Genomic DNA, 25,841 nt, shown 5'->3' with positions numbered 1-25,841 from the left:
TGTACTTAACAGATGGGATATCGTAAAAAACAAGCGAATGCGCATTTCGTTGTTTTATACATAGACATAATATTATTTTGTCTATAAATAATCAACTGTTTTTTTGTTTCATCTACTTTTTCGTAAAAAAAGCGCAGCATTTGTTCATGAGCAGGAAGTGCCTTTGAGACATTCGAAGAGGGCAGCACCAAGACCAGCACGAACAAGACTTGCAATGGCCGGAGGTTCGTCAACCCGGCATACATATCTGGGGGCAATTCCAGCCACCTTCAATAATTTCTCGTTCATTTGTTGGAATATAAAATCTTCCTTATAGCCAATAAAAGTTTTATCCTTCAATTCATCCAAGTTAATGGGTGTATGGTCAGCGAGGCTGTGCCCTTGGGGCATGGCATGGGAAAGACAATCTTACTCGTCGGCGATCATCACGGATTGATGATTACGGGGATGTGTCTATTTTCCGGATATACGCCCTTAACCTTGTTCAAGGGACTTAATAGAGATATAATGGACAGGGGTATTTATTGAATACCGGCTACAGATTCAATGATGAAAGAGAGCGGAAATGTATGGGCCGTAAATGGAATAATATTAAGGAAAAGAAAGCATCCAAGGATGCTAATACAAGTCGCGTATACGCGAAATTCGGTGTAGAAATCTATGTTGCTGCCAAAAAAGGCGAGCCGGATCCCGAGTCCAACCGTGCGCTGAAGGTTGTTCTTGAGCGTGCCAAAACATACAATGTGCCGAAAGCCATTATTGACCGTGCCTTGGATAAAGCCAAAGGCAGCGGGGATGAGAATTATGAAGAGCTGCGCTATGAAGGTTTTGGTCCGAATGGTTCGATGATCATTGTTGATGCTTTAACCAACAACGTCAATCGTACGGCGCCTGCTGTACGTTCTGCCTTTAATAAGAACGGCGGCAATATGGGCGTGAGCGGTTCAGTATCATATATGTTTGATCCAACCGCAGTAATCGGCGTTGAAGGTAAGTCGGCTGAGGAAGTTATGGACCTGCTGCTCGAGGCCGATCTGGATGTCCGTGACATCCTGGAAGAGGAAGAAGCGGTGATCGTCTATGCTGAACCCGACCAGTTCCATGCGGTTCAGGAAGCATTCAAAGCCGCTGGAATTACAGAGTTTACCGTTGCCGAGCTTACCATGCTGGCTCAGAATTTTGTCACCTTACCGGAAGAAGGACAGGTACAGTTCGAGAAGCTGATCGATGCACTGGAAGACCTCGAGGATGTTCAGCAGGTGTATCACAACGTGGAATTTGAGGAATAGTTAAGTAACGATTGATATCTTACTACATTAAAAAAACATCGTATTCAGGAATTCCTGAGTACGATGTTTTTTTGTTTTTTGGCGATTTATTTTAGCTACGGTAAGCAGCCAGAACATCAGCTTAGTTGTCGGCTTGAACCATAATCACTTCGGCGGAAGTGAATGCGGGTATGGACATGGTCATGATCGGGGAGTGGAAGACCTCGATTTTCATGCCGGGTTCCAGCTTCTCGTCGGGATTCAGTCCAATCACTTGAGTATCCTTGGAGATGTTGATGATGATATCGTTATCCGTGGATTGATCTGAACCTACATTGATATACAGTTGATCCTTAGAAGTGCGTTCGGATGCAGTTATCGTGCCTTCGACTTTGGGCGCTGAGGTATCGGAGACCACGATCTTATCTGCATGCGACAGGGCAGGGTAAATCACGGACACGTATTCAGCTTCGATTCGCAGACCCGATTTCAAGGCTTCAGCTGTTAATGATTTGCCCTCGGCATCTACAATCTTTGTGTCGCCATCAACAGCGAGCACGATGTATTCGAGGTCACCTGCTTTAACTGGTTTACCGGAAACACTAATTCTTCCATCCTTCATTTCTGTAAGGATTCCGTCAATGCCGGCTGCTTGCTCCTGATCGTATACCTCGGCATCCGCGTTGACCCGAATATAATTCGTTGTTGATTGAGGCGGCATACTTAACGCAACGGCAGGTCCATAGAAGGAACGAATGCTCATGCCGGTTTTCAGGTCGCTTGCTTTCATTGTGTTGCCATTTTGATCGATGATTTTTGCTTTTGGATCCAGATGAAGCAGAATGGTCTCTTGGCTGTCGTTGTACAGATTGGTTCCCTCCACAAGGATACCTTGTTTGTTAACCTCGGAGATAGTTCCATCTATAACGGCAAAGTCGTGATCCTGAACAATAATCGTAAGCGCCGAACCTTGAGCGGGTAAGCTCTTCGTTATGTTTGGACTATAGAAAGCTTTTATCGCTTTGTTTTTATCCACGATCGTTTGCAGCTGGACCTGGTTCCCTTGGACATCGATGATTTTAGTATCCTTGGATACGGAGAGCCTGATTTCTTGTTGATCGGTTGCTGCCAACCCCCGGCCGGCTACGGTAATCCATGTGCCTGTTTTGTCATTTACGAAGTCCGTTATGTAGCCCATCGTTCCAGGCACGCTCTTCTTCACCTGGTTCACGATGTTACCTTGTCCCGTATGGGCTGAAGCAGGTGGGACGTCCTGTGCATTCGCTGCTATCGGCAGTGCCGCCATCGCTAGAACTGTAGCGGTTGTTAGTACTTTGTAGATTTTTTTCATGGTAGTATCCTCCAAATGTAGATTATCCTAGATCGCTAGGATTCAGCTAAGTCGTATAATGAATTGGTAAAATGTACTTGCTGCAATATATCCATAGACGGACGGGACGTGCTAATGTTGCACAGAAAATGAAAAAATCTCTTGTGAGCATCGTGGCAGTCCAAAAATAAAAAGATCGCCCGATGCTGCGGGCGATCTTGGGGAGCGTAATGATTATGCAGAAATGATTAGGCTTTTATCCGTCCAGGGGTGCGAATAAGCAGGGCCAACACTGTAATAATTGCTGTAAAAAGAAAGATCATATTAAATCCATGCTGAATGCCAAAGGAATCGGATACTTCTCCGATCAAGAGTCCAACAACGGCACCTCCCAAACCAGAGGCAACGTAGATGAGGCCTTGCAGTGACCCGGCCTGCTTCGTGAGTTTCGAAGCAATGCCCTGAGCCGTCGGGAACAATACGGACAGGGCAAGTCCGAACAGCATCATCAGATAGCTGGCGTTCACAACCAGGACCCGCCCGAGAATCAAGGCTAGAAAAGCGAATACGGAGAATCCGATCAAGGTGCGTCTTTCGCCAAGCTTGTAGATGATGAACCCGCCCACGAAACGTCCAATGGTAAATAAGAAAGCAAAGCTGGCAATGATATACGCTGCCGTTGAGGCTTTCTGCGCCGCGTCCATCCCGGCTATGTCCAGCGACGTATAGAAGATAGGGAAGAAATTCAGGAATCCGGCTTCTGCTGCAACATAGAACAAAATGAACAGAATGACGTATAAAATTTGGCGATCCTTAAACAATCTTGCAACCGACATCAAGCTGACTTTATCTTGTCCTTCGGAGACGACCTTCCGTTCCGGTTTAAACATCATAAGTCCAGCCAGAATGAGGGCAATCACGACGGCTACTCCGATATAGAACATCCGCCAACTGATGTTGTGAGAGAAAATCGCATTCAGTACGAGCGGAGTAACAATCATTCCAACTCCGAATAACGCGTTGGCTAGGTTGAACACCACGCCGGATCGTTCCTTGAAGAAGGTGGGGATCAGCGTCGCAACAGAGACTGTCATGGAGCCGATACCAACACCGACAATCAGATAGAATCCGAGAAAGAAGGCCACGGCATAGGAGGAGCCGGTTCCGATTAAACCGAGAATCATCAGGACCGTACCGAAGGTCATGACGATCTTGATGCCTTTACGGTCTGCGAATATACCGGCCACAAGGCTTGCCAGCAAAAATCCTACTTGAAAGACGGATACCATAACGCCGACTTGGCTGAGATCCAGATTGATATCGGTCTGGACCTTCTCCAGAATGAGACCCTTGGTGTTCTGAATTCCGCCGAGTACAAACATGGTAGCAAAGATGAGAAAGTAAATAATGGGGCGCTGTATTTTTTGCATGCTAGTTCATTCCTTTCTCTCGATAGGTTTGTATGGCTTCAAACAGATCATCCGCAGCCCAGCCGTAACAGTAGTACAGCAGTTCATCTGCGGCACTACGCTCACCGGCCTTCACGGCCTCTATCAGATTCTGAGGAGAGATGTTCCACATCTGAATTCCGCTATAGATACGCGTATCGGGGGCGGATAGATTTCGCACCTTGTTGTTCTGATCAGCGACAAATTGAATAGGGAACCCTTCTCGCTTAAACGTCTCATAGGACAGGTCGTACGGAAGCTCAAAGAATCTTTTAAAAGCCCGGAATGCGCGTTCCTGTTCCTCTGCAGTATCCGCTAAATAATGAATCAATCCTTGTACGTCCGCACCGCCGCCCAGCTTATGATACGGAAAATGTTTCAAGGCGGGCGCAAACTTCGTGATGCTTGCATAATCCTGACCGAGCATCCAGCTGTAAGCAGGAGGCCAGAGATCCAGCCACAAGGTAAAGTCTTCGTTTACTTTCCTTACGCGATCGATGAGACGTTCCACGAAGCCGGTTACGCTTCGTTGACGAAACGTGATCCATTCTTGTATAAGCTCATGGTTTTGGGCAAACGTTACGGCCTCCTCGAATTTTTTCTCTGCAATTAGGGAGGTCCATTGTCTCAGCGTATCCTTGAGGGCGCTTACATCAATGTGCTGTTTTAGCATTTTTTTCTCGCAGTGCGGACAGAAGCAAGTTAACAATCCTTTCGGGTTCACTTCTTCGCCGCCCCAGTCCGGATACCGGATGCGATCAATCATGTAAGTGGTGTATCCGTAACGCTTGCGCAAGTCGAGCAATGCTGTTTCCCAGAAGCCGATGACATCGGGGGCATTGGGACAGAGCCAGTGAGGTATGACTTGTCCATCCATATCCGTAACTAGGTTGTTGGCGAGCAAACGGCCTTCAAAATGGCCATTTAAAATATTCAGCCACGGGATAATCTCGTACTCTTCGTCCTGCAGTGATTCTTTAATCATCATCAAGGGGTCCTGATCCGGGCTGAGGGTGAGTTCTCTTCGCTGATCAAGTCCAGAGCCCTCATAAGAAGGAAGGATGGCGTGCATCGTTCCCGTACCGAATACAACTTCGTGCACGGCGTTTCGCGGTAAACGGCCAACAGGGTTCGGATTTCGTTCGAAAATGGTATTAACTTCAGGGAAGATATAACGGACATCCTTCAGCTTACGAATATAGGACATAATCTGCGGTATACCTTCGTCTACAATATCATGCGGGTGCAATTGGATTCCTGACATTGATAATCACGCTCCTGTTAGTAGAGTTGTTTGTCATTCATATATTGAAGCGATGGGTAAGCTTGCTTCAAGCCCAGAATGGCTATGCCTTGCAGTGCCGATTGATGCTGTAGGGTTGAAATCTCGATCGTAACATCGGTCACGTCCGTAGTGTGGAGCCCCACTTTGGCATTCAATCCTTCGAGCGAGAGGGATTGCGTTAATCCACCCATAAGCAGGATCTTCTCCGGATTGAGCAGGGAAATAATATTCAGAATGCCCAGGGCCAGATGCTCCTCGAATCTAGAAACCAAATGACATGCCTGGATATCTCCCTCCACAGACATCTCAAATACTTCTTTAGCCGTAAGCTTCTTATCGAAAATCTTAAGCGCAGCAGCTTCCAAACCGGAACCGGAACATATAATTTCAAAGTGTCCCTTGTCCGATGGGGTATACAAATGATGCTGCTGAAACAGCATGTAACCAATTTCACCTGCTGCGTTTCTTGCACCTCGTATCAATTTGCCGTCAATCAGAATAGCGGAACCCAGCCCGGTTCCAATGCCAATGAGCACGGCAGAGTTTAAATTCTGCAGCGCACCGGCATACATCTCGCCGACAAGCGCAGCTCGCACGTCGTTCTCAACGGTAACGGGCACCTGAAATACGTTGCTAAAGTACTGCCTTAGATCAATGTTCTTCCATTCCGGCAAGTTGGGAGATCCTTCAAGGACCATGCCGCAGGATGGATCAACGATTCCGGGAGTGGCAATACTTATGAATGCGAGGCGGTTGGCCGGCTGTCTGGTAGATTCAATGAAATCTTTGATGTCGGTTGCCATATGGTCTAGAAATTCCCGGCTTGACTGATGCTTATAAGTAGCAACGGTATGCTTAGCGATGCATTCGCCGGCCAGATTGAACTGTCCGAAATGGAGGGTAGTCCCCCCAAGATCAACGGCGATACCGAAGGCGGCGTTCTTGGCAAAATGAAGTCTTGTGCCGCGTTTGCTTAAATCCGCGTCATCCTTCTCGTCAAAAATTAACTTCTCCTCAATGAGTGTCTTAACGATATCGGACACGGTTGCCTTGGTTATCCCGGTCTCTTTGGCAATGTCGGTCCGGGCTATAGGTCCCATATCCTTAATGGTGTTGAGCACAATCTCTTTGTTCATCCTGCGAATCGTGCTGGGCAAATGTACTTCCATTGTGTGCGATCACTACCTTCCTCTTTAAACACTCTGCTCTTTAAGTTTAATAAATAAACTTAAAAAGACGGATGTGTGAGATTCCCAAAACGTTTATGAAGAACAAACATTGAAAACCTCTATTTAAGTTTATAATATATCCTTAATGAAACCGGTGTCAATGGAAATTCATTAAACAATAAATGGTTGCCGACTGGATCACGTTCAAGTCGTCGCATATCTGATACCATATTGTTGGAGGATCATGTTATTGATGAAAAAGACGAGGGGGTGGCGCAGTGAAGGAAGAAACGCTGCTTCAGCTATTGGACGAGTTGAATCAGCAATAAACATTCTATCTTTATTGCTGCTGATTTTCCGTCACGGATTACAGACTATAGTTAAGAATATCTATAGGGAGAAGGGCCGTCCATTCGGACGGTCTTTTACGTGTTTTAAAAGAATCAATGTGTTATTTATAAGGTTCAGCGGTTTACAAATGAGCATCATTTAGGATATAAACGATCTAAAAGATGACAACAGCTTCAAACCAGCGTGAATAGTTCAAGAATCGAGGGATGACCTATGAATCTTCATGCACTTCGCATTTTTAATGATGTGTCGAAGACGGGAAGCGTTACGAGATCGGCCGGCAATCTGATGTTAAGTCAACCAGCCGTTACAGCCCAGATCCGCAATCTGGAGCGGGAGCTCGGCATGAAATTGATAGAGGCTAACGGACGCAATATTCAATTGACTGAAGCGGGTATAGCGTTGGCCAGGCATTCCCAGCGGTTATTTGCGATGGAAGCCGAGATGGAAGAGATGATGGAGGCCATCAAATCCGGTCAGCAGGGAAGCTTGCGAATATGCGCAACGGAGCTGCCGGAGAGCACTTTGCTGCCCGGGTGGCTGGTTGGATATAAACAGCGGCATCCAAGAATGGATGTGCAGCTGCTGAAAGGAAATTCTCGAACCGCGCTGCAGCGGTTGCAGAATGATTCGGTGCATATCTCCATCGTGTGCGGCAGCTGGCCTATTGAAGCGGAAGATATTGAGTCCTTTACGATTATGGAAGATGAATTAATTTTTGCTGTACCTGCCCTTCATCGACTAGCTGATAAAGAAGTTACTTTCCTTGAGCTTATGGAGGAACCTTTTGTACTGAGGGAAGAGGGAAGTTACACGCGAAAACAGTTATTGTCACTGATCGAGGGCTCGAATGCATGCGAACCTCGCTGTTCCATAACGATAGAGGGGTTGAAGGAATCAATTGAAGCGGTTAAAGCTGGATACGGAGCCGCACTAGTTCCTGCTCTTTCTATCAAGAAAGAACTGGCTTCGGGCGAACTTGGCAAGGTTCAAGTGTCGGGCGTAACTTTCCCGCACCCTATTCGGGTATGCACCAAAAGACAAGAAGCGGGACCCGCGCAAGTCCATACTTTTATATCCTATATTCAAGCGGATATCCGCGAAAAAAACCAGTATGTCCATGGATGATGAAGGTTTGCCCTTGATTCATCCATTTTTTTTTATGAAACGGAGTGAAAACAGTATTATTTCTTTATCGGTATTTGGAGTACACTCGGTTAAAGCGGACGCTGGATAAAGTAAAGTTTAGAAGGAGTGGGCTACATGAGAGCATACCTGTTTGAACATTTGGCATTTGTGCGTACACAAACGTTGAATCTTGTAAGGAATGTCCCGGATGATATAGCGGAGATGATTCCGAGTGGAATGAACAACCACGTAAAGTGGAATATGGGACATGTCTTATTCACATTGGAACGGTTTGCGTTCGGCGTAAATGGAGAGAGCATGCACCTTCCCGAGCATTATACCGAGCTGTTCCGGACGGGCTCTAAGCCAAGGGAGATTAGCGCAGAATGGCCATCCATGCACGAGCTTGTCGAACTGCTTGCGGTTCAGGTCGATCGAATCGAACACAGGTACGCGATGCATCTGCACGATACGGTCTTATCTCCCTATACAACTTCTAAAGGTTTAAAGTTAACCAGGGTAGAAGAATTCTTAAGCTTTTGCTTATATCATGAAGGCATGCATTTTGATAAAATGAAATCGATTCTCAGCCAAAATAACCGGGAATTTGACATATTATGAAGGAGTCTCATAATTTAGGGCGAATATATTCGAAGTAGTCTGTACAGTGAAAGAGGGTGACCCGGCGTTATCAAGAAAGATCTGTATATACGGCGAATCGCATTTGCCTCTGTATTGAAGTGTGAGGAATGAGGACACTTAAATACAACTTGAAGAGGAGTTAGGCAAATGGATATCGTTACCGAAAGATTAGTGATTCGCGAGTTTGAACCAGAAGATTGGCAGGATGTTCTGCAGTATACTTCCGATCCGGTGGTGATGCATTACATGCCTGAGCCGGTGCATACGGAAGAAACAGTAAAAGAATTTCTTGCGCAGAACAAGGGCGGTAAAGCTCATCATTTTGCAGTTATGCTGCAGGGAGAACAGCATGTGATTGGTCACATGGTGTTTCATCCATGGTTCGGCGAACATACGTATGAAATCGGCTGGGTGTTTAATTCGACCTATCATCGTAGGGGGTTTGCCACGGAAGCCGCCAGAGCTTTGCTTCAGCACGGCTTCGAGGTATTGGGGTTGCATCGAATCATTGCGACATGCCAGCCCGAGAATACACCTTCGTACCGGGTGATGGAGAAGCTAGGCATGAGGAGAGAGGGCTATTTTCAACAGTGTATCCCTCGTGGCGATATTTGGTGGGATGAGTATTCCTATGCTATGCTAAAGTCTGAATGGCGTACTATTTCATAGTTCTGTTGTTTTAACATGCTGTGCCCAATGTATCTCTCATAACAATGAGGTGCATTGGGCTTGTTTGTTTTGAAATCTGTGAATAAGGGCGGCTTGCCTAGAACGGATGCCGGAGCTAGATTAAGATTAGGCTTGGAGGTGCAACATGATGCGAAATATGCCCGCGAGGGAAACGGGGGGCAGAAGAAAGCGTATTGTGATTCAAGTTTTACTTGGACTAATGGGAATTCTGCTGATTTATACGATATATGTAGGGAACATGATTTGGAACTACGCGCAAAGAACAGTAAATATCCCGGCTGATGCAGCAATAGTGCTCGGGGCTGCTGTATGGGAGGGGGAGCCTTCGCCTGTTTTTCGGGGACGCATCGATCATGCATTATGGCTGTATGACCGTCAGTACATAGACAAGCTGATATTTACAGGGGGGCGTAGTTCGGAGGATGAACTTGCCGAATCGGAAGTCGCCAGGCAGTATGCCATCAAGCACGGTGTTTCAGAGAGCGATATCCTTATCGAAACGGCTTCGACGATCACCGAGCAAAATCTGCATTATGCCAATGAGATAGGGGATACAGCAGGGCTGTCCTCCTATCTCATCGTGAGTGACCAACTGCATATGAAGCGTGCGATGATGATGGCAGAAGATATGGGGCTTAAAGCCAATCCTTCACCCGCATCCCGGAGCGCGTATCAGAGCCTGAGAAGCAAAGTCCCATTTTTAATCAGAGAAGTCTTTTATTACATCGGTTATCAATTGGTTGCACCATTCCGATAAAGGGTCTGCCCAGAGGAAGGCCGTGTTCTGTTACAGATTCTTGAGATCGTTCGCAAGCATCTGATGGCTCCCCTTGTCGGTTACCTTATCGAGATACCTTGTCGCGTTTTCTTTGGACGCCATGGCTTGCTCCTTGTTTCCTAGGACCAGATAGGCTCGGGCTTCCGCTTCATACCCGTAACCTATATAGAATGGTTCGAGGTTTGCCGATGATCCGACAATGATGCAGCGCTTGGCATAACGCAGAGCTTGTTCGCCTTGACCCACTACCGCATACACTCTGGAGAGCAGCCAATATCCTATGGAAAGGTTGCGCTGTGTATGATCTTCAACCCGTGTCCAGTGCCAGAACGAGCTGTGACATATGTGAATCATGTTTTCTTCGTCTTCCGGTGTACGCTGTTTGTTCTCCATGATATCCCATACCTGATTGAAGCAGTCCATCGCAAATTGTTTATGTGTTTTTGGTTCCTGATTGTCCATGCCGTTTCCTCCGATAATATGTATGCGTTATAAAGCCGGTAAATGGATCGTAAAGGTTGTCCCATGATCAGGTATGCTCTCTACGTTCATCGTTCCGCCATGATTATGAATAATGTTCTTGGTAATCATCATTCCGAGTCCTGTCCCGGTGTCTTTGGTCGTAACAAAAGGCTGTCCCAGGGATTGGATTTGCTCCTGCGTCATTCCAACCCCTTCATCCTGCACGATAATTTGAACCTCTTGAGCGTTGTGCAGAATGTCCAGGGTAATGGTGCCACCTTGATTCATCGCTTCCATGGCATTTTTCAGCAGATTGATGAATACTTGCTTGAGCTGGTTGACTTCACCCTGAACGAAGACCGGTACCCTCGGATAATGAGGGATGATCTCGATATTTTTGAGGGCTGATTGAACCTTCATAAGCGTAATGATCTGTTCCATAATGGCATACACGTCGATGGGTCCGCTGACGTGAACGCCCTGCGGTTTCGAAAGTACCAGGAGTTCATTGACAATGAGCTCGATGCGTTTGAGCTCCGATTCAATGATATCAAAATAGAGCTCGTTGCTGTGTTCCGCTGATCGCAGCAACTTCACGAATCCATTAATCGAAGTTAACGGATTTCGAATTTCATGAGCAATGCCGGCGGCCAACTGGCCGGCGGTGGTCAGCTTCTCGGATTGCATCACGCGATCCTCTTCCATCTGCTGCTCTGTGATATCTCTGAAGATCCCGACCGCCGCTTTCTCGCCATCATAATTGATGATGAACGTGAACCCGTTGACCATTTTCTCTTGCCCGTCCAGGCAGCGTATCAAATAATCGACGCTTCCGATCTCTCCGCTCTCCGCATATTTTGCCCTGCGTTTCATCAATGCGTTATGGTACGATGCGTCGACGATCGCGTCGGTTGAAATTCCAAGGACGTCACGAGGATGCGCAGCGTTAACCAGTCTGAGCGCGGCAGGATTAACATAGTGGACATTGCCTTTTTTTGTGATGAGTACGGAGAGGGGCAGTCCTTCCAGCAGCTGCAGAAACGAATGTTCCTTCTCGTTGAGTTTCTGTTCCTTCTGCTCCAGCTGTTTCATGAGCAGTCTCAGCAGCGTTCGATCCTCAAATTGTACCAAATATCCCTTGGGACCCTGCTCCGGATCCTGCTCAACGCTGCAACGTGCATTAAGGTATAACTCGCGATCGGACGGATGGCGATAAGCATGTTCAAACGGGGTTACGGATTGCTGAAGGCCATGCGCAGCTCTTGCGTTCTGAACCACTCGATTCAGTAACTCGCGGAAGCTGTTTTCTTCTTGCGGCGCCCCGGCAGTTAACTCATGCTGCGTGTATCCCAATAGATCACATAGTGCCGAATTGACCTTGAGAATCGTTCCATCAAGCGATACCATTGCCATTCCGATTACAGATTGTTCAAAGGCAAAATCATGATTAGGGCTGGAATAAGGCAGCACTGCAAGTCTCCTTTCAAAATTCTGGGAGGATTGAATGTACCCATATTATAAGTGGGTCGAAATCATTCATCAATCCTTTAAAGCGATAGATTTTAACGGAAACATCTTGTTTTGGCGAAAAATCAGTGAAATCTATCACATGTCATAGACATGAAAGAAATAGAGCGGGGCTTTTAGAGGGAGATGACGTACTCAGTTCAAGAATGACAAGGCAGCAAGAATGACAAGGCAGTGAGAATGCCTTGCCATTCCAAGGAGAAATCGATGATATAACGAGCCGGTTGTATCAGATTTTCATTGCATGATCTAATGAGAGCCTAAGCTCATCCGTAATGGGTCCCATAGGCAGTCGAAGGGTGTCCGATGAGATGATACCCTGCTTGGCAAGCAGCCATTTTAGCGGAGCAGGATTCGACTCTTCGAACAGCTTTCGAATAGAGGGAAGCAGTATGTTAAACTCGATCTCAGAACGGGGGAAATTTCCTTGGGCTGCTAATCGAAACACCTGAATGAAAACTTCGGTATTCACATTGGCCGACGCCAATATTCCACCAGAGGCTCCATGAACCAGCATTTCATGAAAGAGGACATCGTTGCCGCATAGAACGGGCTTCGTATCGTATGGGGATAAGCTTCTCATAAGCTCTGTACTCGAAGTGCTGTCTTTCATCCCGATCACCCCGGGTATCTCCATGATTCTTCTTATGGCATCAACCGGTAACCGGATTCCAGTACGCGAAGGAACTTCGTATAGTATTACCGGGATCCCGACCTCGGCCACCCTTCGGAAATGCTGCAGAATGCCATCGATCGAAGGACGACTGTAATACGGCGTGACGACCAATACCGCATCAGCACCGATATGGCCTGCCAGTTCCGTTCGCTTCATGCTGGATACCGTATCGTTCGTACCGGTACCAATGATGAGCGGCAATAGCCGTCCGCCCAGACTCCCCCGTGTTTCCTCCACAACCTGCACGACTTCCTCCCAAGCAACTGTCGGCGCTTCACCGGTCGTTCCGTTGATGACCAATCCCTGAATATCGTAGGATAACAAATTCTTCAAATAATGATGATAAGAAGGAAGATCCAGTTCGTAATCCTGTAAAAAGGGAGTGATCACAGGAACAAAAATGCCATGCAGTTCTTGCTGACTCAACATAACCTTTCCTCCAATTCATGAGTGATGGCTATACTTTAACATGGGAATTAAGATCGGAGTTATCTATAATAATAGATAATTACTATCAATATTATTGATAAGGAGATAGGGATGGAACTCATCTACCTGCAAACGTTCAGGGAGGTTGCGATTCGCCAGAGTTTTACGAAAGCCGCGAATGAGTTGGGTTATGCCCAATCCAGCGTAACGACCCAGATTCAGAAGCTGGAGAAGGAATATGGCGTCAAGCTGTTTGAACGTTATGGCAAAGGCTTGCGCCTGACGAAGTCCGGCGAGGAGCTGCTTAAGTATGCCGTTCAAATGCTGGATCTGTACCAGCAGTCGAAGGAAAAGCTGACCAAGCAAGGCGGAGGCACCTTATCGATCGGAACGATAGACTCGCTGGCCGCTTATTTTCTTCCGTCCGTCATTCACCAGCTGAAACAAAGGCATGAAGATCTTGTCATCCGCTTACAACCGGATCGTGAAGATAGCATCATCAGTAAGGTGAGAGAGGGCGAGTATGATCTCGGTCTTATTTTGGATGGAAAACCAGAGGACTCCTCCTTGAATTGGATCGCCATTCGGGAAGAGCCCCTTCTGCTGATTGCCCATCCGGATCATCCGCTTCTTGTTAAACCCGTCATAGAGCTAGAACACCTGGCTAATGCCGAATGGATTATGCCCGAGGATAGTTGTAATTACCGCGTGATGTTGGAAAAGGTGCTGCGTGCTAGCGGAGTTCCAATGCGAATAGGCCTGGAATTGGGCAATCCGGAGGCGATCAAGAGATATGTGATGTCCGGTACGGGCATCTCATTATTGCCGAAGATGGTAGCAGAGGAGGAAATCAAACGTGGTGAGCTTGCGATTCTTCCCTTTGCGCATTCCGACATTCGACTGGACATTCAGTTGGTTATTCACCCCAAGAAGTGGTTTTCTCAATCGCTGAAGGATGCGATCGATATGCTGAAGTCTAAATCCTAATAGCGCCTTATGGTGATATTGCAATTAACGGGAAGATTAAGTATGATTTAAATAACAATGTATAGGTTTATGTGTGACTGGCGTAGCATGGGGGACCATGAGGGAGCACATAGATGACGACGGCCGTACGCCTGGGCAGAGGTAAGGGAAGCTTATTTTCCTTACCTCTTTATTATTTTCTGCTTCTATAAATCTCTGAAACTACGAAAAGGGGATAAAACAACGATGTTAAAAACGAAGAAAATACTGCTGCTAGGTTCGGGAGAACTGGGAAAAGAAGTCATGATTGAGGCGCAGAGACTGGGTGTTGAAACCGTAGCCGTCGATCGTTATGCCGACGCTCCTGCCATGCATGTTGCCGATCATAGCCATGTCATCGATATGCTGGATGGGGAGAAATTGCGCGCCATCATTGAGCAGGAGAAGCCGGACCTGATCGTACCTGAGATCGAGGCGCTGGCCACCTCGGAGCTGGTTAAGCTGGAGGAAGAGGGGTACCGGGTTATTCCTACTGCCAGAGCTGCAAAACTTACGATGGACCGAGAAGGGATTCGCCGGTTAGCTTCAGAGGAGTTAGGGCTGCCTACTGCGGGCTATCGATTTGCCGATACTTATGAGGAGTTTAAACAGGCTGTTCTGGACATGGGGTTTCCGTGTGTAATTAAACCTCTGATGAGCTCCTCAGGCAAAGGCCAGAGCGTATGCCGCTGCGAAGGAGATATCGAGCCCTGCTGGAACATCGCCATGGAGGGCGGCCGTGTGCAGAACGGAAAAGTGATCATTGAGGAATTCATTACGTTCCTGTCGGAGATCACGCTTCTGACCGTTCGTTCCGTCAATGGAACAAGCTTCTGTGCACCAATCGGACATATTCAGGAAAGCGGGGATTATATCGAATCCTGGCAGCCACACAATATGTCGGAAGAGCAAATCGAGGAAGCTAAATATATTGCAAGGAAGATTACCGATGAGCTTGGCGGTTATGGATTGTTTGGGGTCGAACTGTTCCTGACTGAGGATAAAGTGTATTTTAGCGAGGTGTCTCCGCGACCGCATGATACAGGATTGGTTACACTGGTCACGCAAAATTTATCTGAATTCGCGCTTCACGTCCGTGCCATTCTTGGGTTTCCGATCCCGGAGATCGAATTGATCACGCCGGGAGCCAGCCGTCCGCTGAAAGCGGTGCGAGAGCTGGAGAATTACACAATTACCGGCGCCGAGCAAGCATTGGCTGTTCCGAATACTCAGCTGCGTATTTTCGGAAAACCGGTGACCAAGGTCGGAAGACGGGTCGCAGTTGCGTTGTCAACCGCCGGCACAGTGGAGGAAGCGCGTTCGCGTGCGAAGCTGGCTTTGGATAAGCTTGCTGTTGAAGAAGCATAATCATTTCCGATTCTTAGGGTGGTGCTTCCATAATCATGAGAAAAAAGGTCAACCGATTAACCGGTTGATCTTTTTTCATTGACGTTATTTCGTGGATCAGAATCGGGTATGAACCGTTCTAATCATCATGTCTTGTTTTCGTTTTGGTTTTGATGATAAATATGCAGAAATTTATGTTCTTTCATGATAAGATACACAAGAATACAAACGACCCGCACCCATTATAATGTTTTCAATGAGATGCTCTATGGGCACGATTTAAAGCGTTATAATATCAAATAAATATATAGAGGAACGTTTAAGACGGCATAGGAGAATCTACATGAGAGACATGACGCAAGGAAGTCCGATCAAGCTGATCATCATGTTTACGATCCCGCTTTTGATCGGAAATATTTTTCAACAATTTTATAATATGGCGGATACCCTGATCGTGGGGCGCACCATTGGTGTGAACGCACTTGCGGCTGTTGGCTCGACGGGCAGTATTTTGTTTTTTGTCATTGGTTTTGCCCAAGGTTTGACGGCCGGTTTGTCCATCATAACGGCGCAGCGCTTTGGCGCCAAGGATATCGCGGGTGTTCGCAAAAGCGTGGGAACCAGTATATGGATTAGTCTTATATTCACAGTTTTCCTTACCATTGTGAGTGTCATATTCACGAGGCCTGTCCTGGTCATGATGAACACGCCGGCAGAAATTTTGGATGATGCTTATTCGTATTTAATCGTTATCAACTGGGGTGTTGGCGCAGCCGTCCTGTTCAACTTGCTGGCGAACCTGCTCAGAGCGCTTGGGGACAGCCGGACGCCGCTTCTCTTCTTGGTGGTCGCAAGCATTCTGAACATCGTACTCGATCTGTTATTTATTCTTGTATTCAAGATGGGAGTAGCCGGAGCGGGGCTTGCCACGGTGGTATCGCAGCTGTTCTCCTGCGTACTCTGTTTATTATACATTCATAAAAAAGTTCCGCTGCTGCAGTTCAAGAATGCCGATTGGTCCATCGATTGGACATTTATACGCAAGCATATGTGGGTCGGTTTCCCGATGGGCTTCCAAGCCTCCATCATTGCGATCGGAGCCATCATTCTACAAATTACGCTTAACGGTCTCGGGGCAACAGCCGTAGCCGCATATACGGCGGCCCAGAAGATTGACATGCTTGCTACGCAACCCATGAGTTCCTTTGGCATTACGATGGCGACTTTTGCTGCCCAGAACTTCGGAGCGAATCGCATAGACCGAATCAAGCTTGGAGTTAAACAATGCATATGGGTCTCGGGATCCTTCAGCCTCGCTGTGGGCTTGCTGGTTATATTTGCGGGTCCTGCAGCCGTCAGCCTCTTTGTCGGTCAAGGACAGGAAGAATTGCTGTCCCTTAGCAGGCTGTATTTCTTATCGAACGGTAGCACCTATTTGCTTCTGTCGCTGTTGTTCATCTACCGCTTCACGCTGCAGGGACTGGGGCAGAGCTTTATCCCAACCGTAGCCGGCATCATGGAACTGATTATGCGGGTATTGGCTGCCATCTTCCTGACCGCGCAGATTGGGTTCCTCGGCGCAAGCCTGGCAAATCCGCTGGCTTGGCTCGGAGCCGTCATTCCGCTCGGCATTGCCTACTACTTGAGCATTAAAAGATTAAGCGCGCCTGCCAAACCCGTCTCCGTACCTGTTCAGGCGTAAGGATTTTTACACAATTGAATTTAGAACGAATCATGACTTAATGAACAGAAATCATTCTGTTGTTCAATAGCCATGCATTCGTTCTTTTTTTTTGCTTCATCAAGCTTGAAAAAAGATGCATTCCAAATTTGGATGCGCCGGGGTAAGATCACATTAGATTCTTTTAACTAATTTGACAGATTAGAACAGGAGAGGTTGCCTTGTATAAAGTGTTGTTAGTGGACGATGAAGCCGATGTTAGAGAGGGACTCGTGCAGGAAATCCAGTGGGGAGCCTGCGGATTTACGATCGAGGGAACGGCGGAGAACGGGAGAGAGGCCATGGAGCTTGCGGAGCGATTGGAGCCGGATGTCGTCATTACCGATATCAGTATGCCGTTTCAGGATGGGCTCCAGTTGGCCTCGTGGCTCAGAGAGTTTCAGCCGCTGTGCAAAATCGTGATCTTAACCGGATACGATGAATTTGATTATGCCCGTCAAGCGATTACGCTCAGCGTGGACGAGTATTTGCTGAAGCCATTCTCTGCCGAAAGCTTCATGGAGCTGTTGGGAAAGATCAAAGACAAGATCGACATGGAGGTTGCGGAGCGTGAGGACGTGCGCCAGTTGAAGGAGCATTACCGCACGAGCCTGCCTTTGCTTCGGGAATCGTTTCTTGCGTCTCTGCTCACCCGGAAATTGCCCCGCTCGATCATAGAGGAGAAGACTCGAAATTACGAATTGTCTGTGAATGGAGGTTGTTACCTGGCTGCGGTTATGGCATTATATCCCGCATCTGTAGATAAGGAGCATACGTCCTCAACTTCCCTTCGCCATTCGGGAGACTTGGATTTAATGCTGCATGCCATGCTGAACATTGCTAAGGAGCTTCTGGATCCCGCATTTTTTGTAAGCGCATTCATACATCAGGACAGCATCGTGCTGTTGATTACGAATGACGAGAGCGAAGACGAAGCGTGGTTTAGCGAGCTGCAGGTGACACTTGACCGCTTGTTAAAAAGCATTCTTCATTATTTGAAGCTGCCGGTTACGATTGGCGTGGGCTCTATGTTGCGGAATCTGTCCGACCTTAAGTATTCCTATCAGGATGCGCTGCTGGCGCTCGACTACCGGTTGATTCTTGGTGCCGAGAAAGTCATCTTCATTGATGATGTCGAGCGCCCGAGACCGGAGGGAGTTCGTCTGGATGAATTAAAGGAGCAAGCGCTGATCCGCAGTCTAAAGCTCGGAACGGAAGAGGAATTAACTGAAGCAATCTCGCACATATTTGATGAACTCATGGGTGCCTCCTGTACCATTCAGGACGTTCAGGTATACCTCCTGGAGGTGGTAACGACTATATTGCGATCGGCCCAAGAATCCGGGATTGAGATCGAGGCGTTGTTCGGCGCTGGATCTCAGCTGCATGCGGAGATCTTCAAGTTTTCCGGATTGCAGGAGGCTAAAGCTTGGCTTCAGGATGTCTGTTTAACTATACGCAAGCATATTGCCAGCTCCAGGCAGCATGCGTACAAAGACATCGTGGAGAAGGCACTCCAATATACCCGGGAGCATTACGGTGATTCGGAGTTATCGCTGCAGAAGCTGTGCGTGCAGCTTCATATCAGTACAGGCTATTTTAGCGCTGTGTTCAAAAGAGAAGTCAAAATGACCTATGTGCAGTATTTAATGCAGCTTCGGATGGAAACGGCCAAAGAGCTTCTTCGATCATCGGACCTTAAAGCCTTCGAAATTGCGGAGCGTGTCGGATTTGCCAATCCGAATTATTTCAGCTTCTGCTTCAAGAAGCAGGTCGGCATCTCACCCAAGGAATACCGGACACAAGCGAGGGGGTAGAACGGGTGAAAATCACGCATGCCAAGCGGGTCTCGATCAAACCAACCATTCAGCGATGGGTTAGGCGATTTCGCGCACACAGCATTCAATCGATCATCATGTGGTCCTTCTCGGCATTTATTCTGCTTATTGTGATTGTGGTAGCTGTTCTGTTGTTCAATAAATTCTCGCGATCGGCGGAGCAAAGCGTGTTTTTGAATGCCCAGCAAATCGTGGATCAGGTCAGCTATAATCTCGAGGATTACGTGGACGGGATGGCACAACTGTATCGGGCCATTGAGGAAAATATGCTTGTGGACGGGCAATGGGACGATGAGCAGGTGACTCAACAGCTGAACACCATCATGCGAAGTCGGGATGACATCGTCTCCATCGCTTTATTTAATGAACAGGGCGATATGCTGAGGAACCACCCGGCCATTCCGGTTAAGCCCAGCGCCCGGGTGACGGAGCAGAGCTGGTTTCACTCGGCCATGAGAGTCTCCGACCATCTGAGCTTCTCGCTGCCGCATGTGCAGAATTTGTATGACCATACATTTAAATGGGTGGTCACGATGAGCAAAGGAATTACGGTTGTTCATAACGGAGAGCCGACGTATGTCATTCTGCTGGTGGATATCAACTTCAAGAAAATCGATGAGCTGAGCAGCCGCATCAGCCTGGGGAAGCGAGGGTATGCGTACATCATCGATGAAGGAGCGGGAAACATCGTGTATCATCCCCAGCAGCAGTTAATTTACATGGGGCTTCGGAATGAGAGCGTAGAACGGGCACTTACTTCCTCGGACAGTTACATTGATGAATCGGATGGAGTCAAGCGGCTGAATACGGTGAAGTCGGTCGTTAATATCGGATGGAAAATCGTTGGGGTTTCCTATTTGGATGAAATCATGACCACAAGAGAAGAGGTCAATCGTTATCTGGTTCAAGTTGTGGCGATTGTTCTGGTGCTAGCCATCGTGGTTTCCCTGATTCTCTCGGCTATGCTGACCCGCCCCATCCGCCGGATGGGCAGAACGATGAAGGCAGTGGAACGGGGCGATTTCAACGTGGAGCTTCCGATGCAGGGGCCGCTGGAAGTGGTACAGCTGTCCAGCCGATTCAATCTGATGCTGGATAAGATCAGGCAGCTCATGAAGCAGATTGTGAAAGAGCAGGAATCGAAGCGCAGATACGAGCTGGAAGCTTTGCAGGCTCAGATCAACCCGCATTTTTTATATAACACCTTGAATTCGGTGGTCCGCATGGTGGGCATGAGCAAGAAGGAGGAGGTCATTACGATGATTACTTCCTTGTCGAAGCTGTTTCGTTTGAGCTTGAGTAAAGGGAAGACATCGATAAGCGTCCGTGAGGAACTGGAACATGCAAGGCATTATTTGACCATCCAACAGATGAGATATAAACAGAAATTCGATTTTATGATCGAAGCGGATGAAGCCGCGCAGTCTTGTTACACGTTAAAGCTGGTGCTTCAGCCCTTAATTGAGAATGCCATCGTACATGGCATCGAGTATATGGTGGATCATGGACATATCCAAATAACGGCTGCTATAAAAGGCGACCTATTGGAGATGACGGTTAGGGACAATGGAGTCGGAATGTCTCCCGAGAGGGTTGAAAGGATATTAGAGGATGAAGTGCTGCGACAAAATCCGGCTCCATTTATCAATACGGCAGGCTCCGGCGTGGCCGTTCGAAATGTTCATGACCGCATCCAATTGTATTATGGGCATCGTTACGGTCTGGAATTTGAGAGCGAGCTCGAAGTGGGCACTACCGTTCGCATACGCATTCCGGTCATTCACGATATAGGGGAGGGGCTAGAGAATGATTAGAATTCGTCGCGTGGTACGTAAACCGGTTGTACCCAAGGCCTTACTCGTCGTGCTTATCCTATCCTTGGTCCCCTTAACATCGTGTTCATCAGGCGCAACCAACGATGAGAATGAAACCGAACTCCGGCATATTGCCCTCGTGGCTCCCATACACGCCGAAGAGCAGGGGGATGCTATCCGATTAGGAGCCGAGGCGGCTGCCAAGGAATATGGAATGGTGCTTGATTATATCCCGCTGGAGTCAAGTGACGATGAAGCCGAGCAGCTGCAAGCTGCATTGAAGGTGTTGGAGAAAGGCTCCTCCGCGATTTTGATCGATCCCGCATCCGAAGCCGTACTGCAGAAATTAGGGGATCAGGCATCAGCAGCTGATATCCCTGTCATTGCATTGAATGATGCGCGAATGACCACAGGAGTCCTGTCCGCCATTGCAATCAATAATGAGATTGCTGGACGTAAGGCGGGGGAGCAGCTGGCCGACTTGCTTGAAGGTCGAGGCGTTGTCGCCATCCTTCGATCCGACAGGGAGGATCCCGACTTAATGGCCCGCGAAGAGGGCGCCAAACGGGTACTGTCGGATATCGGCGGAATTGAGGTAGCGGACGGCGCCGCTTGCGGCAAGCGTGAAGATGCATGCTGGCAGGCGGCCAAGCAGCTGCTGGATCGGGAGTCAGTCGACGGGATTCTGGCACTCGATATTCAGGCCTCCTTGGGTGCGGCGAAAGAAGTCATAAGACGGAAAGTTCAGGGTAAGATCAAGATTGTCACCTTCGGCAGCGACCTGGAGCAGCTTCAGCTTCTGCAGGATGGCATCCTTCATAAGCTCGTTGTACAGAATGGGTTCAGCACGGGTTATCTGGGGGTAGAACAGGCCGTGAAGGTATTGGATGGTTCGAAATATGACAAGCCGATTGTGCTTGAGACCAAGGTAATTGATGCCGACAACATGTTCTGGATGGATAATCAGAAGGTGCTGTTTCCATTTGTGAAGTAAAGAAGAAGCGACGCTTAGAAGCAAAGTGATGAGAATTTTGCTAGAAAGCATGAGGATTTTGAATTCGAATGTCAGGAGCATTGCGGCATAATGGCGGTAGACAGTGAGATATGGCCTATGAACGCCGTATCCGTCACTGAAAATTCGAATGAAACAAGGGAGGTCAACCCAGGTGAAGAAAAAATGGCTGATAATCCTTATGGCCGGTATGATGCTGACCACGGCGGCATGCAATAACGGCGGGAGCAGTTCAACCGGCAGCGAAAGCAAGGAAGGTGACGCGGCGAGCAGCAGCACACCTCAAGTCGGGGTGGCGATTTACAAGTTCGACGATACGTTCATGACAGGCGTTCGAAATGCGATGTCCGATGCAGCGAATGGCGTAGCCAAACTGGATATCGTGGACAGCCAAAATGCCCAGCCAACTCAAAATGAGAAAATCGATCTGTTTATTTCGAAGAAATACAGCTCCATGATTATCAACCCGGTGGATCGGACGGCGGCCGGCGTCATTATCGATAAGGCTAAAACGGCGAATACGCCAGTGGTCTTCTTAAACCGGGAGCCGATCGCGGAAGACATGAACAAATGGGATAAGGTGTATTACGTAGGGGCGAAAGCGGAGGAATCCGGCACGATTTCGGGTCAGCTTATCGTCGATTATTGGAAGGCCAATCCTAAGGCGGACAAGAACGGGGATGGCAAGCTGCAGTATGTATTGCTGCAGGGTGAGCCGGGGCATCAGGATGCCGAGCTGAGGACCAAATTCTCCGTTCAGGCGATTCAAGATGCGGGAATCGAAGTCGAAGCGCTTGCGGTGGATACCGCCATGTGGGACCGCGTGAAGGGACAGGAAAAGATGCAAGCCTTCCTTGCTTCCCATGGCGACAAGATTGAAGCGGTTCTGGCCAACAATGACGATATGGCGCTCGGCGCTATTGAAGCATTGAAAGCAGCGGGTTACTTCAGCGGCGACAAATATATGCCGGTCGTGGGCGTAGATGCGACAGCTCCAGCCATTCAGGCGCTGGAAGACGGCACGCTTCTCGGCACCGTGCTTAATGATGCCAAGAGCCAGGGTAAAGCTTCCGTTGCGATTGCCGCAGCACTATCCAAAGGAGAAACGCCGAACAAGGACAACACCGGATTTGATATTACCGACGGCAAATACGTATGGATCGCTTACAAAAAAATAACGAAGGACAATATCGCCGACGCGAAATAATAGCAGGGTTATAGGAAGGGGCAGCGGCTATTCGTAGCGTTGTCCCTTTATATTCGGCTCTTTTCGACCCGGCTTTCGAAGGAGGTATCCCCAGGTGACGGAACCGTATGTGCTGGAGATGCGGAATATATCGAAGGCGTTTCCAGGTGTACAGGCGCTAAATGGCGTAACATTCAAGGTGAGACCAGGCACCGTCCATGCCCTTATGGGCGAGAACGGGGCAGGTAAATCAACATTGATGAAATGTTTATTCGGCATCTACAAGCCTGATGAAGGTGATATTTATTTGAACGGCAGCAAGGTAGCCATCAACAGCTCCAAGGACGCACTGAATCATGGAATATCCATGATCCATCAAGAACTTCATCCCGTGCCGCATCGCAACGTGATGGAGAATATATGGCTCGGAAGATTTCCGATGACGGGCTTCTGGCCTTTGAAATTCGTGAGTGAGAAACGGATGGCGAAAGATACGCTCCACCTGTTTCGCGAGCTCGATATCGATATTGATCCCAGAGCAAGAACAGGAGCCCTTTCTGTGTCCAAGATCCAATCGCTTGAGATTGTCAAGGCGGTGTCCTATCACTCCAAGGTGATTGTCATGGACGAACCGACCTCATCGCTGACCGGGAATGAGGTGGAGCATCTGTTCAGCATCATGAACAGGCTGCGTTCGCAAGGCGTGTCGATTGTCTACATCTCGCACAAAATGGAAGAAATTTTGCGCATTTCCGATGACGTGACAATCATGCGCGATGGGAAATATGTGGGAACCTGGCAAGCCGGCGAGCTGACAACCGATTTGATTATCACCCGCATGGTGGGGCGGGACTTGACGGAGCGCTATCCGGAACGGACGAACGTTCCCGGCGAAACCCGGATGCAGGTCCACCAATTGAGCTCCACGAATCGGAAATCGTTTCAGAATGTATCCTTCGAGCTAAGACGAGGAGAGATCCTGGGTATTGGCGGCCTTGTCGGCGCACAGCGAACGGAATTGATTGAAGCTATATTCGGGCTTCGTCCAGTGGCTTCCGGAACCATCTCGATTAACGGGAAGCCGGTAAGGATCAAATCACCCTCGGACGCCAAGAAAAATAACATGGCGCTGCTGACGGAAGACCGCAGAGTCACCGGCATATTCCCAGTTCTGTCGGTCTATGAGAATACCGTCATTGCTAATCTTCGCCGGTATCAGAACTTCGCGTTCCTGTTAAATGAACGCAGAGGAATCGAGGATGCGCGAACGAACGTGGAGCAGCTGAGAACCAAAACACCCTCGGTCCATACCCAGATTCGGAACCTGTCGGGCGGCAACCAGCAGAAGGTGCTGCTGGCAAGGTGGCTTCTGACCGAGCCTGAGATCCTTCTGCTGGATGAGCCGACACGTGGCATCGATGTGGGCGCCAAGTTTGAGATTTATTCGATCATTACGCAGCTAGCCAAGCAAGGAAAGAGTATTATTATGATTTCCTCCGAAATGCCCGAGCTGCTTGGAATGTCCGACCGAATCATGGTGATGAGCGAAGGGCGGATGACGGGAATTCTTGCAGGGCAGGAAGCAAGTGAAGAGGAAATCATGCGGCTTGCCGCACAGCAGCGGTCAGCTGATTCGGGAGGGGAAGTCGATGAATACGCAAACCATCGGTAAGGTAAAAGATTATTTGGCGCAGCGCGCCATATTTGTAGTATTGATATTACTTGTAATCGGGATTGCCGTCGCAGATCCCAACTTTCTGGCCTTCTCCACGCTGCGGGATATTTTGCAGCAATCCTCCACCCGATTAATTATCGCCCTTGGTGCGGCGTTCATTCTGATCACCGGCGGGGTTGACCTCTCCGCAGGACGCGTTGTCGGATTAACGGCGGTTGTATCGGCTTCCATGCTGCAAACGGATGTATACGCCAACCGCTTCTTCCCGGACCTGCCTCAAGTATCGGTTGTATTGCCGATCCTTATCGGTATAGCAGCGGGACTTATCGTTGGGTTAATCAATGGTTTCATCGTGGCTAAACTGCATGTTCCGCCATTCATAGCCACGCTCGGTACGATGGTCGGCATTTACGGCGTCAATTCCATCTATTTTGATATGGAGCCGAACCAATCCCAGCCGATTGGCGGTTTGAGACCGGACTTTACCGTGTGGGGCAGCGGCTACATTGACTTCGGCGGCGGATATTCACTCCCTTACATCGTCATTATCGCCGTCTTCGTTGCGTTCATCTGCTGGGTCATATTCAACAAAACCCGGCTCGGCAAAAATATGTATGCCATCGGCGGCAACGTGCAAGCGGCGCATGTATCAGGGATCAATGTAGCCCGCAATCTGATAGCGATCTACGCGATTTCCGGTGCGTTGTACGGCATCGCTGGTGTATTAGAGGCTGCGAGAACCGGGGGCGCGACGAATAACTACGGCAACATGTATGAACTGGATGCGATTGCCGCATGCGTGGTTGGCGGGGTATCCACTGCGGGAGGCATCGGCACGGTGCCAGGCGTGATGGCAGGGGTTCTTATCTTCGGTGTCATCAATTACGGATTAACCTTTATCGGTGTCAGCCCATACTGGCAATTGATCATTAAAGGGCTTATTATCGTAGCAGCGGTCGCATTTGATATTCGCAAATATATGGCCAAAAAATAAAAGGAAAAGAAGCCGCTGGAATATATCCTGCGGCTTTTGTAAAGATATCAGGAAGTATAAACTTCGA

22 protein-coding genes and 1 riboswitch are annotated in these 25,841 nt (G+C 48.4%); of the genes, 14 read left to right on the top strand and 8 right to left on the bottom strand.

Going from position 1 to position 25,841, the window contains the following annotated elements; genetic code table 11:
- Window positions 1–144 precede the first annotated feature (144 nt).
- A complete protein-coding gene (locus CRG97_RS18720) occupies window positions 145–390 on the bottom strand; it encodes a LysR substrate-binding domain-containing protein (RefSeq protein ID WP_098746159.1) in 246 nt (81 codons plus the stop codon).
- Window positions 391–569: 179 nt separating this feature from the next.
- Here CRG97_RS18720 and CRG97_RS18715 point away from each other — a divergent pair, with 179 nt between their 5' ends.
- Window positions 570–1,289: a YebC/PmpR family DNA-binding transcriptional regulator gene (locus tag CRG97_RS18715; protein ID WP_076321809.1), complete on the top strand. Its 720-nt coding sequence runs from the start codon at window positions 570–572 to the stop codon at window positions 1,287–1,289.
- 121 nt (window positions 1,290–1,410) lie between these two features.
- On the opposite strand, the gene CRG97_RS18710 is transcribed toward CRG97_RS18715, so the two are convergent.
- The 4 genes from CRG97_RS18710 to CRG97_RS18695 form a co-directional block, all read right to left on the bottom strand.
- Window positions 1,411–2,619 carry a peptidase gene (locus tag CRG97_RS18710; protein ID WP_098746157.1) on the bottom strand — a complete coding sequence of 403 codons (1,209 nt, stop codon included), beginning with the start codon at window positions 2,617–2,619 and terminating at the stop codon, window positions 1,411–1,413.
- Window positions 2,620–2,846: 227 nt separating this feature from the next.
- Window positions 2,847–4,028 (bottom strand): MFS transporter, encoded by a 1,182-nt coding sequence (locus tag CRG97_RS18705; protein WP_098746156.1) that lies wholly within the window; start codon window positions 4,026–4,028, stop codon window positions 2,847–2,849.
- Window position 4,029: 1 nt separating this feature from the next.
- Window positions 4,030–5,310, bottom strand: coding sequence for a hypothetical protein (locus CRG97_RS18700; protein WP_098746153.1), 1,281 nt, complete (start codon window positions 5,308–5,310; stop codon window positions 4,030–4,032).
- 17 nt (window positions 5,311–5,327) lie between these two features.
- Complete coding sequence (locus tag CRG97_RS18695) at window positions 5,328–6,500, bottom strand: ROK family transcriptional regulator (RefSeq protein ID WP_098746151.1); 1,173 nt, start codon at window positions 6,498–6,500, stop codon at window positions 5,328–5,330.
- Window positions 6,501–7,064: 564 nt separating this feature from the next.
- Between CRG97_RS18695 and CRG97_RS18685 the strand changes: the two genes are divergently transcribed.
- The 4 genes from CRG97_RS18685 to CRG97_RS18670 all read left to right on the top strand — a co-directional run bounded on the left by CRG97_RS18685 (window position 7,065) and on the right by CRG97_RS18670 (window position 10,068).
- Entirely contained in the window at window positions 7,065–7,979 is a 915-nt protein-coding gene (locus tag CRG97_RS18685) for a LysR family transcriptional regulator (RefSeq protein WP_098746148.1), read from the top strand.
- 135 nt (window positions 7,980–8,114) lie between these two features.
- Window positions 8,115–8,600 carry a DinB family protein gene (locus CRG97_RS18680; protein ID WP_098746146.1) on the top strand — a complete coding sequence of 162 codons (486 nt, stop codon included), beginning with the start codon at window positions 8,115–8,117 and terminating at the stop codon, window positions 8,598–8,600.
- 168 nt (window positions 8,601–8,768) lie between these two features.
- Window positions 8,769–9,290 (top strand): GNAT family N-acetyltransferase, encoded by a 522-nt coding sequence (locus CRG97_RS18675; protein WP_098746144.1) that lies wholly within the window; start codon window positions 8,769–8,771, stop codon window positions 9,288–9,290.
- A 145-nt stretch (window positions 9,291–9,435) separates the two neighbouring features.
- The gene (locus tag CRG97_RS18670; RefSeq protein WP_098746142.1) at window positions 9,436–10,068 is read left to right on the top strand and encodes a YdcF family protein; all 633 of its coding nucleotides are present in this window, start codon (window positions 9,436–9,438) and stop codon (window positions 10,066–10,068) included.
- A gap of 30 nt (window positions 10,069–10,098) precedes the next feature.
- Here the strand turns inward: CRG97_RS18670 and CRG97_RS18665 are convergent, their stop codons facing one another.
- The 3 genes from CRG97_RS18665 to dapA all read right to left on the bottom strand — a co-directional run bounded on the left by CRG97_RS18665 (window position 10,099) and on the right by dapA (window position 13,183).
- Complete coding sequence (locus CRG97_RS18665; RefSeq protein WP_098746140.1) at window positions 10,099–10,551, bottom strand: hypothetical protein; 453 nt, start codon at window positions 10,549–10,551, stop codon at window positions 10,099–10,101.
- Window positions 10,552–10,578: 27 nt separating this feature from the next.
- Entirely contained in the window at window positions 10,579–12,021 is a 1,443-nt protein-coding gene (locus CRG97_RS18660; protein ID WP_098746138.1) for an ATP-binding protein, read from the bottom strand.
- 286 nt (window positions 12,022–12,307) lie between these two features.
- Window positions 12,308–13,183 carry a 4-hydroxy-tetrahydrodipicolinate synthase gene (gene dapA, locus CRG97_RS18655; RefSeq protein WP_098746136.1) on the bottom strand — a complete coding sequence of 292 codons (876 nt, stop codon included), beginning with the start codon at window positions 13,181–13,183 and terminating at the stop codon, window positions 12,308–12,310.
- Window positions 13,184–13,294: 111 nt separating this feature from the next.
- Here dapA and CRG97_RS18650 point away from each other — a divergent pair, with 111 nt between their 5' ends.
- The 9 genes from CRG97_RS18650 (at window position 13,295) to mglC (ending at window position 25,774) form a co-directional block, all read left to right on the top strand.
- A complete protein-coding gene (locus CRG97_RS18650) occupies window positions 13,295–14,170 on the top strand; it encodes a LysR family transcriptional regulator (RefSeq protein ID WP_098746134.1) in 876 nt (291 codons plus the stop codon).
- 63 nt (window positions 14,171–14,233) lie between these two features.
- Window positions 14,234–14,314: riboswitch (ZMP/ZTP riboswitch) on the top strand.
- An 81-nt stretch (window positions 14,315–14,395) separates the two neighbouring features.
- Window positions 14,396–15,556, top strand: a complete 1,161-nt coding sequence (gene purT / locus CRG97_RS18645; protein WP_098746132.1) for a phosphoribosylglycinamide formyltransferase 2 — start codon at window positions 14,396–14,398, stop codon at window positions 15,554–15,556.
- Window positions 15,557–15,878: 322 nt separating this feature from the next.
- Window positions 15,879–17,237 (top strand): MATE family efflux transporter, encoded by a 1,359-nt coding sequence (locus CRG97_RS18640; protein WP_098746130.1) that lies wholly within the window; start codon window positions 15,879–15,881, stop codon window positions 17,235–17,237.
- Between the two features lie 200 nt (window positions 17,238–17,437).
- On the top strand, window positions 17,438–19,072 hold the full coding sequence (locus CRG97_RS18635; RefSeq protein ID WP_098746128.1) for a response regulator: 1,635 nt from the start codon (window positions 17,438–17,440) through the stop codon (window positions 19,070–19,072).
- Window positions 19,073–19,077: 5 nt separating this feature from the next.
- A complete protein-coding gene (locus CRG97_RS18630; RefSeq protein ID WP_098746126.1) occupies window positions 19,078–20,907 on the top strand; it encodes a cache domain-containing sensor histidine kinase in 1,830 nt (609 codons plus the stop codon).
- Entirely contained in the window at window positions 20,900–21,901 is a 1,002-nt protein-coding gene (locus CRG97_RS18625) for a substrate-binding domain-containing protein (protein WP_098746124.1), read from the top strand. Before CRG97_RS18630 ends, CRG97_RS18625 begins: the two co-directional genes overlap by 8 nt.
- Before the next feature lie 172 nt (window positions 21,902–22,073).
- Entirely contained in the window at window positions 22,074–23,126 is a 1,053-nt protein-coding gene (locus CRG97_RS18620; protein WP_098746122.1) for a galactose ABC transporter substrate-binding protein, read from the top strand.
- 94 nt (window positions 23,127–23,220) lie between these two features.
- Window positions 23,221–24,777, top strand: coding sequence for a sugar ABC transporter ATP-binding protein (locus CRG97_RS18615; RefSeq protein ID WP_098746120.1), 1,557 nt, complete (start codon window positions 23,221–23,223; stop codon window positions 24,775–24,777).
- The gene (gene mglC / locus CRG97_RS18610) at window positions 24,755–25,774 is read left to right on the top strand and encodes a galactose/methyl galactoside ABC transporter permease MglC (RefSeq protein ID WP_098746118.1); all 1,020 of its coding nucleotides are present in this window, start codon (window positions 24,755–24,757) and stop codon (window positions 25,772–25,774) included. The genes CRG97_RS18615 and mglC overlap by 23 nt, the downstream gene beginning before the upstream one ends.
- The last annotated feature ends 67 nt before the right edge of the window (window positions 25,775–25,841 follow it).

Source organism: Paenibacillus sp. EZ-K15 (assembly GCF_002573715.1).
Taxonomy (GTDB): domain Bacteria; phylum Bacillota; class Bacilli; order Paenibacillales; family Paenibacillaceae; genus Paenibacillus_AQ.
This window is presented reverse-complemented; position numbering and strand designations above follow the sequence as displayed.